The sequence below is a fragment of the Pseudomonadota bacterium genome (assembly GCA_027620075.1).
Lineage (GTDB): Bacteria > Pseudomonadota > Alphaproteobacteria > Rickettsiales > UBA6187 > 1-14-0-20-39-49.
Genome location: JAQCEY010000001.1, coordinates 376,049 through 392,319 on the forward strand (window position 1 = coordinate 376,049; position 16,271 = coordinate 392,319).

Here is a 16,271-nt window from a genome sequence, read left to right on the forward strand (position 1 = left end):
ATAAAAAATGAGCAACTTAAAGCAATATATTAACTCAGTACCTGACTTTCCCAAACAAGGTATACTATTTCGTGATATCTCACCCTTGCTCAGAGATAAATATACCCGAACAGTTGATGAATTAAGCGACCTGTTCACCGCCGACGAATGGAATAATATTGATGTAATTGCAGGAATAGAATCAAGAGGCTTTATTTTTGCATCAGGTCTTGCATATAAGAACAACAAAGGAATGGTCAAGATTCGCAAATCAGGCAAACTACCTAACGTTCATTCTAAAATCAATTACGGTCTAGAATACGGTAATGATGCCCTTGAGATGCAAAAAGGCGGAGGCAATATATTAATTGTTGATGATGTTCTTGCAACAGGCGGAACATTAACGGCTGCCGTAAAACTATGTGAGCAAACAAACCACAATGTGGTAGGTATTGCAGTTCTTATAAACCTTACCGAACTCAATGACTTCCGGTGGAACGATATAAACGTCCGAAGTGTAATTGAATATTAACCATCCACCATATCAAGAATAACATCAAGCAATTTCGGTGACGAACCAAGATACGGTGCTAGTGTGATTTTGATGTGCGGATATTTTGCCTTCACTGACTCCACATCTGCCGGAACATCTAAAACAACATGCCTTCCCGCCGATAAAAAATAAGGCATAACAACAACTTCCGTAGCCCCTTTATCAATGGCTCTGATTATACCGTCAGGTATAAGAGGCTCGGCAAGTTCCAAAAATGCCGCACCCACTTCATCAAACCCATGCTGCATATCATTTAGCTTTTTGGCAAGCTGCCTAACTTCATCGTTGGACTCCTCCCGTCTGCTGCCATGTGCTACTAATAAAAGGTACTTCATTGGAATCCAATAAAAATTAGGCTATATAGATCTAACAAACCAATAATATTTTAATTTTAATTTTAATTTTAATTTTAATTTTAATTTTAACTAAAACTAAAACTAAAACTAAAACTAAAACTAAAACTCATACCCTACACCGACTGACGTAAAGCTATCGGTGTGCTGCACTCCAACCGGAACATCATCTGTATGCTGCAGATTATAATTAAACTTTAAGTATAAATTATCAGTCAGGCTTTTCTTAATATTGGTATCCCATGTAGTGATAACGGCATCAGAACTAAATGATGAGTTAATATCCTGATTTAATGTAATATCTTTAGTTATCTTCCACTCAGCTTTAGCCCCTAACTTTCCTAGCATCGACCTTTCGGTTGAGCCATCAGACAGCTCACCTTGCCTTCCGCCCATGCTTGATTCGCCGGAAAGCTTAAAATTATCGGTATCATAAAATTTATATCCCATACCCAAAAGCTCAGATATACGGTAATTATAACCACTGAACCTGTCATTTACGTATTCAAGCTCCAAAAATGAATATGACCTTTCAGTAATATCATATTTTGTTTGGTTATTAATATTATATTCTTCATTAGTTCTAACATTCCCCTCTTCGCTACCTCTTGCTGAGAGGCTCAAAGTATTTGACCAACCATCACCTTTGTAATTTATTTTAGCAGAGCCGTTCAAATCCTGTTTTTTGGTATTGCCGTTAGCTACTTGCAATCCCACATCAACATTACCTGAAACTTTCTTCTCTTTTTTATCATCGGCATTTGCAACCTTAGCTTTTTCTTTTACCTCATCGCTTTTTAATGAGGTCATGTAGCTTTGTATCTTGTCTTCATACGTAGGATAGCGGTCTTTTGTATATTTTATTACCGCTTCAATTACGTAATTATTCTTCGTAGCATACGCATCTTTTAACGCACCTTTTATTTCAGAAGGAAAGCCATCAAATATACCTGCAAATGATAGACTTGGCGAAGAAAGTAAAACAAAAACCGTAAGTAATAAACGTTTCATAATATAAAAAACCTAATGACTATTTTAAGAATTTTGCATATTACTAACCAATATAATTTATTATTACAAGATAAAATGCTATCGGGACAAACATATAATTTCAAATCAAGATTATGGCTTTATAAAGGCGTAAAATCTTCTTGGCATTTTTTCACAGTACCGGAGGAACAATCTGCTGAAATAAAGTTCCTAAGTGACGGACTAACGGCAGGCTGGGGTTCTATCCCTGTAAAAGTAACCATCGGCAACATCACATGGAAAACTTCTATTTTTCCTGATAAAAAATCCGGCACTTACCTACTGCCTGTAAAAGCCGAGATTAGGAAAAAAGAAGATTTAAAAATTGATGATGAAATAAACTTAATTATCAAAGTGATATAGAAGCCGCAAATCCATTATGCCACACTATAATTAATCAAAAATTGCACAAGCGATACCTTTATGTTACACTGTAAATATGTAACAATATAGATGCTAGAATTATGAATAAAGAATTAACCAAGGATCAAATTACGATGGCAAGCAAGACACTCAAGAATCTGTCTGGTAATGTAGAAAATGCAAGTAACAAATTACATAAACTCACTAAAAATGTAACCTCAACACTACAAAGCTTTAATGTTAGTAACGAAAGTACTAAAAAATTACAAAAGACAAATGATAGTATTGGGATTGTTAATAACATAGCTAAATTCTTTAATAATGGTCAGGAAAAAAAATTTTATCAGGACGCAATACCTTTTATTTTGGAACAATCAGGCTTTGACGAACAAAGTACGGTACATAAAATTGTTACATCAGAAATAGCCGGCAAAGCTGCACCTTTTCTAAAACCGGTGGCGTTATCAATATTATCATATTATGTCCGTAAGAATATTGATAAAATACCGGAAAACAATCCTTTCCAAGTAGAACAATACCCTTCGCTTTTAGATAATGACTCCTCCTCTAATTCCGATAACAATTCTTTAGACAGGAAGGTAAGCACTGACGACCGGTACCAATCCTGCATTACAGATTCTTTAGGATGCATAGGTTCCATCGAAACTGATTGCGATAAATTGACATCTAGGATAACTGAGCCTATTGAAGATACTTGCGTACAAATGAGCAACTCAACAATCCAAAAATATACAATGACTAATGATGAATATAGCAATCTAAGAAATGTACTGAAAAATGGAGGTCTTAAGAAGCTTTATATAGAAATATTCCCAAACCAAAGTAAGCAATCTAAAATTGATTTAGAGGACTTAAAGTCAGAATCAGAGGTGGAAAAATTTGTAAAAAAACACTTCAAAGATGAAAAAGATGTCATCTTAACACATAGAATCGACCATGATAGTGATAACAAAAGAGGGTGTTGCATAATACAATAATATTAAGCAGCTTCATATTCATTAAGTTTATTTCTTAATGTCCGGATAGAAATGCCCAAAATACTTGCCGCCTGTGTACGGTTTCCCAAACAATGGTCAAGCGTATTTAATATCAGGTCTTTTTCAACCGCCCCTATTGTTTTGCCTACCAGATTATTTACCGAGCCGGACGCTGCATTATTATCATTTCCCGAACCGTCACCGAGCATAATATCGCTTTCCTCAATCACCTTATGCGAAGAAATAAGCACTGCCCTGTGTATAGTATTTTCCATTTCACGCACATTCCCCGGCCATGCATATGAATTAAGTTTTTTCATTGCGGAGTCTGTTATTGCTTTTTTAGGATATCCGTTCTCCTCGCAATATTTTTTTACAAAATAATCGGCAAATATCCCTATATCCACCCCCCTGCTTTTTAATGGTGGCAATTGCAGACGAATTACATTAAGCCTGAAGAACAAATCTTCCCTAAAATTTCCTTTTTTTATCTCTTCGGTCAAATCCCTGTTACTGGTCGCAAGAACCCTGATATTTACCTTAACGGGCTGATTGCCCCCTACCCTATCAATCTCACGTTCTTGCAACGCACGCAATAATTTCGCCTGAAGACGCAAATCCATTTCACTTATCTCGTCAAGAAGAAGCGTCGAATCGTTTGCCTCCTCAAACTTCCCTATTCTTCTGGCTAAGGCACCTGTAAAAGCACCTTTTTCATGACCGAATAATTCGGACTCCAATAGATTCTCAGGGATTGCGGCACAATTAACCGATACCATTCTTTTGCCGCTTCTCTTACTTTTATTATGAATATATTTAGCGACAACTTCCTTACCCGTACCCGATTCCCCCGTTATCAAAACACTAGCATCGGAAGCTGCAACTTTGTCACACATGTTAATCACTTGTTTTATAGCCTGTGACTCTCCGATAAAGTCGGTCTTATCACTTGAAATTGCCTCAAGAACCGATGATATCAATTCTTCGTCGGGAGGTAACGGTATATACTCCTTAGCACCCGCCTTAATTGCTGCAACGGCAGCTTTGCTATCATTGGTAAGTCCGCACGCTATAACGGGAATTGTAATTCTTTCCGCTGCAAGGGAGGCTATGAACCCTGCGATGTCCATGCTAACATCTACCATTACCAGATCGGCTCCTTTGCCGTTCCTTACAAAATCCAGAGCCGTTTCAACATCATTTACCTGAGAAACACTAGCTCCTTTATCCTTTGCTATTTTTGATGCGGCAGACACTTGAGTATTATGTCTGCTTAATATTAATAACCTCATAACTTACTTTCATTTTTTTAAATTTTTTATCCTGTCTTACTCGACATATTACGGCGGGAAGAAAAATAATTAATACGCTTGGTAGGAGGTATAATACTATTTAAGAATAGTTCAAGCTTTCTGGGGCTTTCCCTGTTTGCGATAGATTTTACCGCATGGATATATATTTTAGCTATAAGCAGTTCGTCTTTTGTATTCCTCTCCAGCTTAGAGGCTATAGGCGAGAAAAACATATATGATATTATCGCGCCGTAAAAAGTGGTCAAAAGTGCAACCGCCATTGAAGGGCCTATAGTTGACGTATCTTCAAGGTTGCCTAACATCTGCACCAGTCCTATCAAAGTACCTATCAATCCCATAGCAGGCGATACCTCGGCAGCCTTCCTTAATACGGCAACACTTTTTGCGTGTCTGTATGCAAGTGCTTCAACCTCATTATTCATAACGCCTTCAATCTCAGAAATATTGATATGATCCACTATCATATTTACCCCGTCTTTTAAGAACGGATTATGCCTTGTAAGATGTGAGTAGCTATCCAGTTCAAGCGAGCCTTTAACACGCGATATCTCGGCTATCTCAACAGCATTCATAGCGGCTTTTGACACGTCCTCACTCGGATAGAATATCGTACGTATCATAGCAAGCTGTGCCTGTATTATTTCAGGAAACGAAAAACACGCCATAGTCACAAAGAACGTTCCTAAAATAACGATAAGCACCGATCGTACATCGAAAAACCCTTCAGGATTACCGCCGATATATATTGCAGTGCTTACCAGCGAGAAAGCGACCAATATCCCGACAATCGTGGAAGCATCAACAAGCTTGTGTTTTATGGATCGTTGCATTTGTAATAACCCGATTATCTAATCTTTTTCCGACCTTATGATTTCCGTCATGGTAACACCTATCTTATTTTCAACAATAACCACCTCACCTTTTGCAACAAGGCGGTTATTCACGAATATTTCAATCGGCTCACCGACTTTTCTATTGAGAGTTACAACAGCACCCCTCCCTAACTTTAAAAGCTGGCTTACAGCCATAGTGCAACTACCCAGAACCGCCGATATTTCAACAGGTATATCCGATATCGAATCTATATCAACATCATCTGACGCATCGGCTACCGCAACACCTTCGCCTTCGGGACTATCCTTTAATTCTTCATCTGACATAACACTCTCTAAAAAATATTAACTAAAAGTATATAAACAATAGTATTTTTATAACTTATTGTAAAATACTATTGCAACATTGCCTCAATGTCTTTCCATACTGCTTCACGGTCGGTTATCAAACCGCCGCCTTGCCATTGTATCTTGCAATCACCTACCCCTATATTATCACTTGCCACAACTTCAACATTAGCACTAAACCCTTCGGACTTAACAAGGTTGTCTATTTTTTTCTTCATATCCGCCAGTATCTTGCTATTGACGCATATTAACAGCCTCGGTTCGTCAAACAGAATTTCAAAACTTTTTACGATTACATTTTCTACTAACCGGCAAGCGTTATCCGATATGGAGTTGTCGGAAACCTTACGGGCAACTTTAAGTGCAAGATCAATAACATCTTCGGACTTCTTCAAGTCTTCGAATTTTCTTACTTCCAATATATCCTTAAGCTTCAGGTCAATATTCTTAACCGTTTCATTTATTTGATTATTTATATCATCAGCAGCCGTTTTAGCATCTTTGTATCCTTTGGAATATCCTTCTTCATAGCCCTTCTTATGACTTGCGGTCACCTCGGCTTCAGTAATTTTAGGCTCGTCCTTTACAACGGTACTCGGGATATTGTGAACGGTATTATTGGCTTCCGACCTTTGATTATCAGGTTGCTTGGGCTTATTTGCAACCGCAGGAGTACCGCCGGAAAAAGAACCGAAAACCTTATCAAAACCCGACTGAAAATTACTGTCGGCATTTGAAATATTATTTTTCACATCTTTTTTAAATGTATTTAACTTAAACTCTTCCATTTTTCCTTAACAATAAATAACCAAAATTAGTAAATTAACTTTATAATTACATATATCGGTAACGTCATACTATGGCTTGACCATAGTATCCGAGCAATATAATAATGCATGCATTTTATGCATACTTATTTTTCTTTCTTGGATTCCAAATCAAGTTTGGAATGACGTAATTATAAAAGCTAATTTAATATACAAGCTCATCTTCATCACCCTCACCCTGAGCCAGATTCATTTCACCGCTATTGATTAAATCCTTCGCCTGAATAATTATCTCGCTTTGGGCTTCATCAACATCACGCAGCCTTACAGGTCCCATAGATTCCATCTCGTCCAGCATAATCTTAGAAGCACGAGCCGACATATTCTTCACAAATAAATCCCGCACTTCTTCACTCGCACCCTTAAGAGCAATCGTAAGCTTGGTTTTATCGGCAACCCGTAATAACGACTGTATTCCCTGTGCATCGGTTTTAATGAGATCTTCAAAAGTAAACATAAGGTTCTTGATTTTCTCCGCTGACTCGGGGCTGTTATCTTCCAACATTCCCATAAATTTAGCTTCGCTTGTCCTATCGAAATTGTTAAATATCTCTGCCATCATCTCATCATTATCAAGTTTCTGAGTTTTAGAAACCGTACTGATAAACTCGGCTCGCAACGCTTTTTCAACATTATCAAGAACTTCTTTTTTAACGTTATCCATCTCAAGCATTCTAAGCATTACCTCAAAAGTGAAATCCTCAGGAAGCATAGCAAGAACTCTTGCAGAATGTGCCGGTTTTAACTTAGATACTATAAGAGCAACCGTTTGCGGATACTCGGTTTTAAGGTATGATGCCAGTATCTCTTCACTGACATTCCCTAACTTATCCCATGTATTACGTCCCGCCGGCCCTCTGATATCTTCCATAATTCCGTCAACTCGCTCTTTTCCAAGAGCCTTCGCAAGGAGTTTTTCCGTATTATCAAGGTTACCTACAAATGACAGCGTTTCAGAAACAGAGTTAGAAAAATCAAAGAACAACTGCTCAACCACATCGGCACTTACCGTACCCAAACCTGACATACAATGAGATATTTCCTTTATCTCATCATCATGCATTATGCTAAATATTTTTGTGGCATTACTCTCGTTAACCGACATAAGAACAATTGAAGCTTTCTCAAGACCGCTTAACTTTGCATAGTTATCAATATTTGCCATAATTTTTCTCTATAAACTATTTTTTACTATCAGCTTCCATCCAGTTTCTTAGTATAGTCACGGTTTCCTCGGGGTGACGCTCAACCAGATCATTTATTGCCGCTAATGATGTCTTGTTCATCTTGGATTCAATACTATCGAGATCTATTAACGATTCCCTTTCGCTCACCTTCTCATGCTGACCGGTTATTTGTGCCAGTTCTTCCAAGTCCTGACCGGCTAAGGCAGCCTCAAGCTCTTCTTCTACCGTATCGGATTTTGTAATTTCAAACGCACGCCTTACCATCGGTTTGACAACAAGCAATATCACAAGAGTAAGAACCAGCCCTATAACTATTGTTTGTATAATATTTCCTATATCATGCTTTATCCACGCAAAAGGATCTTCTTTAATTTTACTTGTAACCTCTGTAGAGAACTTCATATTGATAACTTCAACCTTATCACCTCTGATCTCGTCATATCCAACAGCTGATTTTACAAGTTTTGTGAGTTTGTCCAGCTCTTCGGGAGGTCTTTCGCTATATATATATTCTTCGGTTTCCTCATCATATTCATAAGTACCGTCTACTAAAACGGCAATAGAAAGCCTTCTTACCTCACCTGTTTCCTTTATCTGCTTTTTAATGGTCTTTGAAACTTCATAATTAGTTATCTCGTTAACCCTTGCCACATTACTTTCAGAAGATGCCGCACCCGTATCGGCAATTTGTCCGGGAATATTATTTCCTGCCGTTACCTGACCGTTAACCCCGTCAGATGAAGACTCCGTTTCCTCTATAGTCTGAACGGATCTTGCTACCTGACCGTCGGGATCATAAATCTCCGAATCTATAACTTCCCTGTCAAAATCAACTTCGGCAGATACTTCCGCCTCAACCTTCCCGACACCTACCGAACGTGATAGCAAATCTTCTATTACATTTTTCAAGCGGTTTTCATATTGAATCCTGAACTCTTCATTCGTTGAAGCGGTCATTCCCGCATCGTTAGCACCGCTAGCACCTTTTTTGAAAGGTCTTCCCTTAGTATCTACTATGGTTATCTTGTTTACATCTAAATTAGGAACAGCCGTAGCCACCAGATGGCTTATTGCGGCTATTTCCGATGACCCCAGCCCCTCATTGCCTCTCAGGCTTAAAATTATTGAGGCGGTAGGTTCGGATTTTTTTTTCGCAAATAAATCCTGCTTGGGTATTACCAAATGCACCCTTGCACTTTGCACCTGATTGAACGCAGTTATGGTTCTGCCTAACTCCCCCTCTAAAGCCCTTATGAGATTTACGTTATTTACGAAATTTGAGACTCCGATTCCCTCTTTCTTATCAAAAAGCTCGTAACCTACATTGGCACGCCCCGAAGGTAGCCCTTGCTCGGCAAGATTCATACGGATACTTAAAACCTTATCACGGGGAACCATAATCTGTGAACCGCCGGACAGAACCTCATAATACACCCCCATACCTTCAAGCTTTGCAGCAATCTTGCTACTATCTCCCGAATCAAGACCGCTAAACAACTGAACGACAGCCGGAGTAGAAAGCCTGAACGACATATATATAAAAGCACCAAGTATAATGACGGCAACAACACCCATCATACCTAATTTGGAAGGTCCCATATCTTTAAACAGCTGTGCCGTATCGCTCATACGATAAATTACCTAAAAACTTAAACTAGAAATAGGGCAAACACTCCGGTTATCATGCCCCCTACCTGAGACTTGCTATAAAACAACCGGAAATTGGCATATCTTGCCAATTTATTATCATATGGTAACAATATATGGTAATTTGTAAAGAACTTCCACTAAAAACATGTGGATAAAAACCGATAAATAATTTCAACTCACATCAAAAGTATCAATTATTAGATTAAAAAGTATAGCTTTAATTAGATTATTTATAAATCTTGAACTTACCTTCTTTTAGCTTTTTAGTATAATCGGCAAGTTCCTTTTTCACCATTCCGCTTAATATATAAAGCCCTATAATATTAGGTATCGCCATTGATAAAAGCAGCAAGTCGGAAAAATCCACTACCAGTGAAATATTATCCAGAACACCACCCAAAAACACAACGAAACAGAATATTATGTGATAAACGGAAAGGTATTTATAACCGAACAAATACCCCCAAGCCCTCTCACCATAATAGCTCCATGTTATCATTGTAGAGAACGCAAATAAAGCAACCGCTACCGCAAGCACCTTTGGAAACCAGTCGATCACGGTTGAAAATGCAGCACTGGTCAAAAGCACTCCGTTACCCGCATCGCCATCTTTATAAACCCCTGTTATTGTTATTACCAAACCGGTAACAAAACATATAACCATAGTGTCGATAAACGGCTCTAACAACGCAACCACTCCCGCCCTTACAGGCTCTTTTGTTTTAGCTGCCGAGTGAGCTATCGGTGCAGAACCAAGCCCTGCCTCATTTGAGAATGCGGCACGTTTGAACCCATTAATAATAACCCCCAATATTCCGCCGCCAACTGCAATTCCGCTCAATGCATCTTGCAACATAAATGACACGGCACTACCGATTTTATCGGAATTTACTATTATAACTATTATTGATGCCGTCATATATATTAAGGCCATAACGGGTACTATTTTTTCCGCCACCTGTGCAATTCTTTTAATACCGCCGATAAGAACAAAACCGACACTAACAGCCAGCACCAGTGATATTGCCCAATCAAGGTTGCCGAACGTTTCAAAAGAGTCGGTCATAATTGAAACGGTCTGGTTGGATTGGAACATATTCCCTCCTCCCAGCGAACCGCCAATACAAAAAATAGCGAAGATAACAGCTAATATTTTTCCAAGCATAGGCAAATTCTTTTCCGCCAGTCCTTCTGTCAAATAGTGGAACGCTCCACCGGAAACCTTACCGTTTTCATCAATCTTTCTGTATTTTAAACCGAGGGTAACTTCCGCAAATTTGGCAGACATTCCGAAAAACCCTGCTATCATCATCCATATGACGGCACCCGGCCCTCCAACTGTAACCGCAACGGCAACACCTGCGATATTACCTAAGCCCACCGTCGCCGATACGGCAGCCGTCAATGCCTGAAGATGTGTAACTTCACCGGGGTCATTATCTGAAGAATATTTTCCACGCACAACATCTATGGCATGGCGGAACATTGTTATATTTACAAATCCCAATCTAAGGGTAAAAAACAATCCGCCTGCAACAAGCCACAATACAAGGACAGGGAATCCCGCAATTTTATAAAACAATACCGTTGCCATACCTCCGACAACGGTCTCTAACGCACTCTTTGAAATTCTTATTAAAGCTAAGGATTCTTCAGGTCTTTTTTCTTTTATCGCATCAGCTTCGACGGGTTGCTCTACAATTTGCATTACATTTTCCTGCACTTGTTCTTCCGCACGAACATCAAAAGCAGTACCCGAAAAAATTACAAGTGATAACAACACTAACGATAAGATTCTATACATTAATCTTTCTCCATTATTATATACAAAATTCGTATAACAAAATTATCTTTTCGATTTTTTATCCGACAACAGGCTAATCCTTATATTCTCGAATTTCAACCGGCAATTTTTTTGAGTTCGTTTTTTCCCACTACAAAACGCCACGGCAAATCCTTGCCCTGACTTATTCCGATTCTGGTAGTCGTATCAAATTTCAGGTCATAACCTTTATCTGCCACATAAAAATTATTATTATCCGTTATATCAACACCGCTATGTTCACGTGTTATATTCATAACTTTGCATAACTTGCCGGGACCATTTGTTTTTTTATAATCAACCTGCGGGATATAAATTCCCCTTATCAGCACTGCGGCAGGGAACCCTTCTTCTTCGGTTACAAAATTCAAACAATGATACATACCGTAGATAAAATAAACGTATGAAACTCCGGCTTTACCGAACATAACCTCATTACGCTTGGTCATACCTTTGGCAGCATGGCAAGCAGGGTCATCTTTTCCCACATAAGCTTCAGTTTCGGTGATAACACCCTGAAAAGAATTAAACAAAAAAACCTTGCCGATTAAATCCTTCGCAACATTTAAGGTAGGTCTGTTATAAAAATTGCGTTCTAATTTTATCATTTTATTCCGTTATAAAATTTAATCATACACAATACGACACATAATTATTTACCTTGCAAATAAACATAAAAACCAGTAAAAGACTAGTCAGATTGTTCATAATTATGAACCGTTGTTTGAAAAAATTTATTAACCATAGAATTTAGGACAGGAAAATACTCTATGACACAACCAACTTTAAAACCGGGAAACCCTTGTTTCTCGTCAGGACCTTGTGCCAAAAGGCCGGGCTGGAATTTAGAGGCTTTAAAAAATGCGGCACTGGGTCGCTCTCACAGGGCTAAAATCGGTAAAGCAAAATTAGCTGAAGTAATTGACCGCACAAGGTCGATATTATCAATACCGGAGGATTACAAAATAGGAATAGTGCCGGCATCTGACACAGGTGCTTTTGAAATGGCTATGTGGTCATTGCTCGGCGAACGTGGCGTTGACCTGTTTGCATGGGAAAGCTTTGGCTCAGGCTGGGTATCCGATGTTGTAAAACAATTAAAATTACAAGACGTAAATAAATACGAAGCAGATTACGGAAAGCTTCCAGATTTATCAAAGGCCGATTTTTCCCGTGATGTAGTGTTCACATATAACGGCACTACGTCAGGTGTAAAAGTACCGGGAACCGACTGGATAGATGACGGCAGGGAAGGATTAACTTTATGTGATGCAACCAGTGCGGTTTTCGCAATGGATGTTGATTTTAGCAAACTTGACGTTACCACATGGTCATGGCAAAAAGTTATGGGCGGTGAAGCTGCACACGGAATGATTGTTCTTTCCCCACGGGCTGTAAAAAGACTTGAAAGCTACACACCTTCATGGCCTATGCCTAAAATTTTCTGCCTTACAAAAGGCGGTAAGTTAATTGACGGCATTTTTAAAGGTGAAACTATCAACACACCTTCAATGCTTGCGGTAGAAGATGCGATTGACGGCTTGAAATGGGCGGAATCAATAGGCGGACTACCTAAGCTGATTGAACGTTCCGACGAAAATCTGAAAGTTGTAAAAGACTGGGTTGCTAAAACCGACTGGGTTGATTTTTTAGCCCAAAGCGATGAGATAACCTCCAACACGTCAATTTGCCTAAGGATTGTTGACCCTGATTACACATCATTGCCTGCCGATGAACAGGAATCACGTGCGAAAAAAATCGTATCTATTCTGGATAATGAAGGCATAGCATATGATATCGGCTCTTACCGTGACGCACCTGCCGGAATCCGCATATGGGGAGGAGCTACGATTGAAAAAGCAGATATGGAAGATTTGCTTCCATGGCTTGACTGGGCTTACGCTGAAGTTAAAGGCAAAGCACAGGCTGCTTAATTAATAGTGATTAGAGCCTAAAAAATTCTTTAACAAACAAAATCAAACAAAAACCGCAGAAAAAATTAACTAGACTCTAAACTCTAGACTCTGCGAACTAACTATATAGGAGTTTAAAATGCCAAAAGTATTAATATCAGATAAAATGAGTCCGAAAGCGGCAGAGATTTTCAAGAATAATAAGATTGAAGTTGATGTAAAAACAGGCTTATCCGAAGACGAACTATGCAAAATAATAGGCGATTATGATGGGCTTGCAATACGTTCTTCAACAACTGCTACAGAAAAAGTAATTAAGGCAGCTAAAAACCTTAAGGTTATCGGACGTGCCGGAATCGGTGTTGACAATGTTGACCAAAAAGCCGCCACTGCAAACGGAGTTGTAGTAATGAATACCCCTTTCGGTAATTCTATCACTACTGCCGAACATGCAATTGCTATGATGATGTCGCTTGCACGCCAGATTCCTGTTGCCAACGAGTCTACGCACGCAGGCAAATGGGAAAAATCTCGTTTTATGGGTGTTGAAGTAGCCTCAAAAACTCTAGGGCTTATCGGCTGCGGCAACATCGGTTCGATAGTAGCGGACAGGGCTCAAGGGCTAAAAATGAAAGTTATCGGTTTTGACCCTTATCTTTCCCCTGAGCGTGCTAAAGAGCTTAACATTGAAAAAGTTGAACTTGACGAGCTTTTAAAACGAAGCGATTTCATATCCTTACACACACCTCTTAACGATTCCACAAGGGGGATTTTAGGTAAAGAAAATCTGGCACAAACTAAAAAAGGCGTTTATATAATCAACTGTGCCCGTGGTGGTCTGATAGTAGAAAAAGACTTAAAAGACGCTATTGAATCAGGGCATGTTGCCGGAGCCGCACTGGACGTTTTTGAAGAGGAACCTGCAAAGGAAAATGTCCTTTTCGGTATGGAGCAGATTATCTGCACCCCTCACCTTGGTGCTTCCACTTCAGAAGCTCAGGAAAACGTTGCTATACAGGTTGCCGAGCAGCTTTCGGACTACCTGAATAACGGCACTGTTACCAACGCACTTAACATAACTTCGGTATCATCGGAAGATGCGGCTAAATTAAAACCATACCTTCAGCTTGGCGAACAACTGGGAAGCTTCTCAGGACAGCTACTACAAAGCGGCATCAAAAAGGTAGAGATAGAGTTTGAAGGTGCTGTCGCAAAAATGAATGTGAAGCCTATTACTTCGGTTATACTTACGGGGCTTTTAAAGCCTGTTTCAGAATCGGTTAACATGGTAAATGCTCCGATTGTAGCAAAGGACAGAGGAATTAGTGTCAGCGAAGTAAAACACGAACGTGAAAGTGACTATCAGAACCTTATAAAGGTAACGGTTACAACCGAGAAAGGAAATCAGTATGTTGCCGGAACTTTATTCGGCGGCACTAAACCCCGTATTGTTGAAGTAGGTCAGGTTAAACTTGAGGCAAGCTTAGGTTCAAAAATGCTATACATCAATAATGAGGACAAACCGGGTCTTATCGGTGACTTGGGTAAACTTTTGGGTGACTCTAATATCAATATTGCCAACTTCCATCTGGGGCGTGGTGCTAATGAGAAAAGTGCTATAGCTTTGGTTGAAATTGATGAGGAACCAAAAGGCGATCTTCTTGAAAAGATAAGCAAATTAAACAGCGTTATTAACGCAAAACTACTAAGTTTCTAAAATACGTTGCAAGTTTCAGGTTATAAGCTATAAATATAACCTGAAACTTTGCATATAAAATATTAAATTATGACAATAGCAACTAAAATACACACTAAACTTCGGGGTAAATTGATAGGAACTGACGAGTTCGGCAATAGGTACTTTGAAGACAAGAAAACCGATTACAGCGGTAAGAAAAAAAGGTGGGTTTTATATAAAGGAATGGCTGAGCCTTCAAAAGTTCCTCCGTCTTGGCATGGCTGGCTGCATTATACCACCGATAATATACCTGATGAACAATATAAGTGGCAAAAACCTCATACACCAAACCTAACAGGTACAAAAAATGCATATTTTCCTGCCGGACACGAGTCTAAAGGTGGGGTACGAAATAAAGTAGCAAGCGATTATGAAGCTTGGAAACCTGAATAAAATAATAATAGGTATTTTACTATGGGCAGAAATGTAATTGAAACATTGATGGGAGCTGTAGTTCTTATTATAGCAGCCTCTTTTATTTTCATATCATATAAAAGCGGTAATATATCTTCTGATTCGGGTCGCTATACCGTAACGGCAAAGTTCCGTGAGATAGGAAGCCTTTCAATCGGCAGTGATGTCAGGGTCGGCGGTATCAAGGTAGGCAGTATTTCAAACCAGTATCTTGACCAGAAAAACTTTAAGGCCGTAGTGGAAATGGGTATTAATCAAGATATAAAAATACCTCGTGACAGCTCGGCATCAGTGATCGGCGATGGTCTTCTGGGTGGAAAATATATTTCCATTGAACCGGGTGGCGAAGAAGAATATATAAGCTCAGGTGGCGAGATAAGATACACTCAGGACTCGGTAAGCCTTGAAGAACTTATAGGAAAATTTGCCTTCGGAAGCTTAGATGATAAAGAAGGTTCATCAAGCGAAGACGATGATTTGACAGGCGGTTTATTAGATGAATAAAAAAATCTCTATTATTTTATATTCGTTTTTTTTATCTGCTATAAGTGCTAATTCTTATAGTAACACTTCTGAAAATAAAATAACTTATCACGAAAAAGATTTTACAAATTCCGTATCCCTACAGGGAATAAATAAAATAACCGCACGGGTTTCTTCATTTGATGTTCAAAAAGATAATAAAATGAATTTCGGCAACCTCGAGGTGCAGCTTATAAAATGCTGGAAAGCCCCACCGGAAGAAGAGCCTGAAAACAAGGCTTTACTTAGAATCTGGGAACAAATTCCCGGAGAAGATAAAAAAGAAATATTCTTCGGTTGGATGTTTTCATCAAGTCCGGCTCTATCAGCACTTGAACACCCGGTATATGATATCGTTGTTAAAGGTTGCATGGATAAAGATAATGAAGCCGGCACTTCTGATACTGATATAAAGCCGACATCTTAAGA

Annotated in this window: 18 protein-coding genes; 8 read left to right on the forward strand and 10 right to left on the reverse strand. The window is 39.0% G+C overall.

All coding sequences use genetic code 11. The features are described from left to right. Positions 1–7 precede the first annotated feature (7 nt). A complete protein-coding gene (locus O2942_01955) occupies positions 8–511 on the forward strand; it encodes an adenine phosphoribosyltransferase (GenBank protein MDA0781010.1) in 504 nt (167 codons plus the stop codon). Here O2942_01955 and O2942_01960 read toward each other — a convergent pair. After that, the gene (locus O2942_01960; protein MDA0781011.1) at positions 508–867 is read right to left on the reverse strand and encodes a CbiX/SirB N-terminal domain-containing protein; all 360 of its coding nucleotides are present in this window, start codon (positions 865–867) and stop codon (positions 508–510) included. The genes O2942_01955 and O2942_01960 overlap by 4 nt on opposite strands. A gap of 120 nt (positions 868–987) precedes the next feature. Continuing rightward, positions 988–1,896, reverse strand: coding sequence for a DUF481 domain-containing protein (locus O2942_01965; protein MDA0781012.1), 909 nt, complete (start codon positions 1,894–1,896; stop codon positions 988–990). 15 nt (positions 1,897–1,911) lie between these two features. Here O2942_01965 and O2942_01970 point away from each other — a divergent pair, with 15 nt between their 5' ends. Together O2942_01970 and O2942_01975 are read left to right on the forward strand one after the other, a co-directional pair. After that, on the forward strand, positions 1,912–2,277 hold the full coding sequence (locus O2942_01970) for a DUF1905 domain-containing protein (protein ID MDA0781013.1): 366 nt from the start codon (positions 1,912–1,914) through the stop codon (positions 2,275–2,277). A gap of 101 nt (positions 2,278–2,378) precedes the next feature. Next, entirely contained in the window at positions 2,379–3,275 is an 897-nt protein-coding gene (locus O2942_01975; protein MDA0781014.1) for a hypothetical protein, read from the forward strand. A gap of 2 nt (positions 3,276–3,277) precedes the next feature. Here O2942_01975 and O2942_01980 read toward each other — a convergent pair whose 3' ends face one another. From O2942_01980 to O2942_02015, 8 genes are all read right to left on the reverse strand, one after another. Next, positions 3,278–4,567: a sigma-54 dependent transcriptional regulator gene (locus O2942_01980; GenBank protein MDA0781015.1), complete on the reverse strand. Its 1,290-nt coding sequence runs from the start codon at positions 4,565–4,567 to the stop codon at positions 3,278–3,280. Between the two features lie 26 nt (positions 4,568–4,593). After that, entirely contained in the window at positions 4,594–5,418 is an 825-nt protein-coding gene (locus O2942_01985) for a MotA/TolQ/ExbB proton channel family protein (protein MDA0781016.1), read from the reverse strand. Between the two features lie 18 nt (positions 5,419–5,436). After that, positions 5,437–5,748, reverse strand: coding sequence for a flagellar motor switch protein FliN (gene fliN, locus O2942_01990; protein MDA0781017.1), 312 nt, complete (start codon positions 5,746–5,748; stop codon positions 5,437–5,439). 68 nt (positions 5,749–5,816) lie between these two features. Next, positions 5,817–6,557 carry a FliH/SctL family protein gene (locus O2942_01995; protein ID MDA0781018.1) on the reverse strand — a complete coding sequence of 247 codons (741 nt, stop codon included), beginning with the start codon at positions 6,555–6,557 and terminating at the stop codon, positions 5,817–5,819. Between the two features lie 184 nt (positions 6,558–6,741). Beyond that, positions 6,742–7,761 (reverse strand): flagellar motor switch protein FliG, encoded by a 1,020-nt coding sequence (gene fliG, locus O2942_02000; GenBank protein MDA0781019.1) that lies wholly within the window; start codon positions 7,759–7,761, stop codon positions 6,742–6,744. 16 nt (positions 7,762–7,777) lie between these two features. Next, positions 7,778–9,412 (reverse strand): flagellar basal-body MS-ring/collar protein FliF, encoded by a 1,635-nt coding sequence (gene fliF, locus O2942_02005; GenBank protein MDA0781020.1) that lies wholly within the window; start codon positions 9,410–9,412, stop codon positions 7,778–7,780. A gap of 247 nt (positions 9,413–9,659) precedes the next feature. After that, on the reverse strand, positions 9,660–11,237 hold the full coding sequence (locus tag O2942_02010) for a sodium:alanine symporter family protein (protein MDA0781021.1): 1,578 nt from the start codon (positions 11,235–11,237) through the stop codon (positions 9,660–9,662). 95 nt (positions 11,238–11,332) lie between these two features. Then, complete coding sequence (locus O2942_02015) at positions 11,333–11,863, reverse strand: DNA-3-methyladenine glycosylase (protein ID MDA0781022.1); 531 nt, start codon at positions 11,861–11,863, stop codon at positions 11,333–11,335. Between the two features lie 162 nt (positions 11,864–12,025). On the opposite strand from O2942_02015, the gene O2942_02020 reads away from it, so the two are divergent. The 5 genes from O2942_02020 (at position 12,026) to O2942_02040 (ending at position 16,269) form a co-directional block, all read left to right on the forward strand. Further along, positions 12,026–13,189 (forward strand): phosphoserine transaminase, encoded by a 1,164-nt coding sequence (locus O2942_02020; GenBank protein ID MDA0781023.1) that lies wholly within the window; start codon positions 12,026–12,028, stop codon positions 13,187–13,189. 118 nt (positions 13,190–13,307) lie between these two features. After that, entirely contained in the window at positions 13,308–14,885 is a 1,578-nt protein-coding gene (gene serA / locus O2942_02025; protein MDA0781024.1) for a phosphoglycerate dehydrogenase, read from the forward strand. Between the two features lie 69 nt (positions 14,886–14,954). Further along, the gene (locus tag O2942_02030) at positions 14,955–15,299 is read left to right on the forward strand and encodes an NADH:ubiquinone oxidoreductase subunit NDUFA12 (GenBank protein MDA0781025.1); all 345 of its coding nucleotides are present in this window, start codon (positions 14,955–14,957) and stop codon (positions 15,297–15,299) included. A gap of 21 nt (positions 15,300–15,320) precedes the next feature. Beyond that, on the forward strand, positions 15,321–15,824 hold the full coding sequence (gene mlaD, locus O2942_02035) for an outer membrane lipid asymmetry maintenance protein MlaD (protein ID MDA0781026.1): 504 nt from the start codon (positions 15,321–15,323) through the stop codon (positions 15,822–15,824). Beyond that, on the forward strand, positions 15,817–16,269 hold the full coding sequence (locus tag O2942_02040; protein MDA0781027.1) for a DUF2155 domain-containing protein: 453 nt from the start codon (positions 15,817–15,819) through the stop codon (positions 16,267–16,269). Before mlaD ends, O2942_02040 begins: the two co-directional genes overlap by 8 nt. Positions 16,270–16,271: the final 2 nt, after the last annotated feature.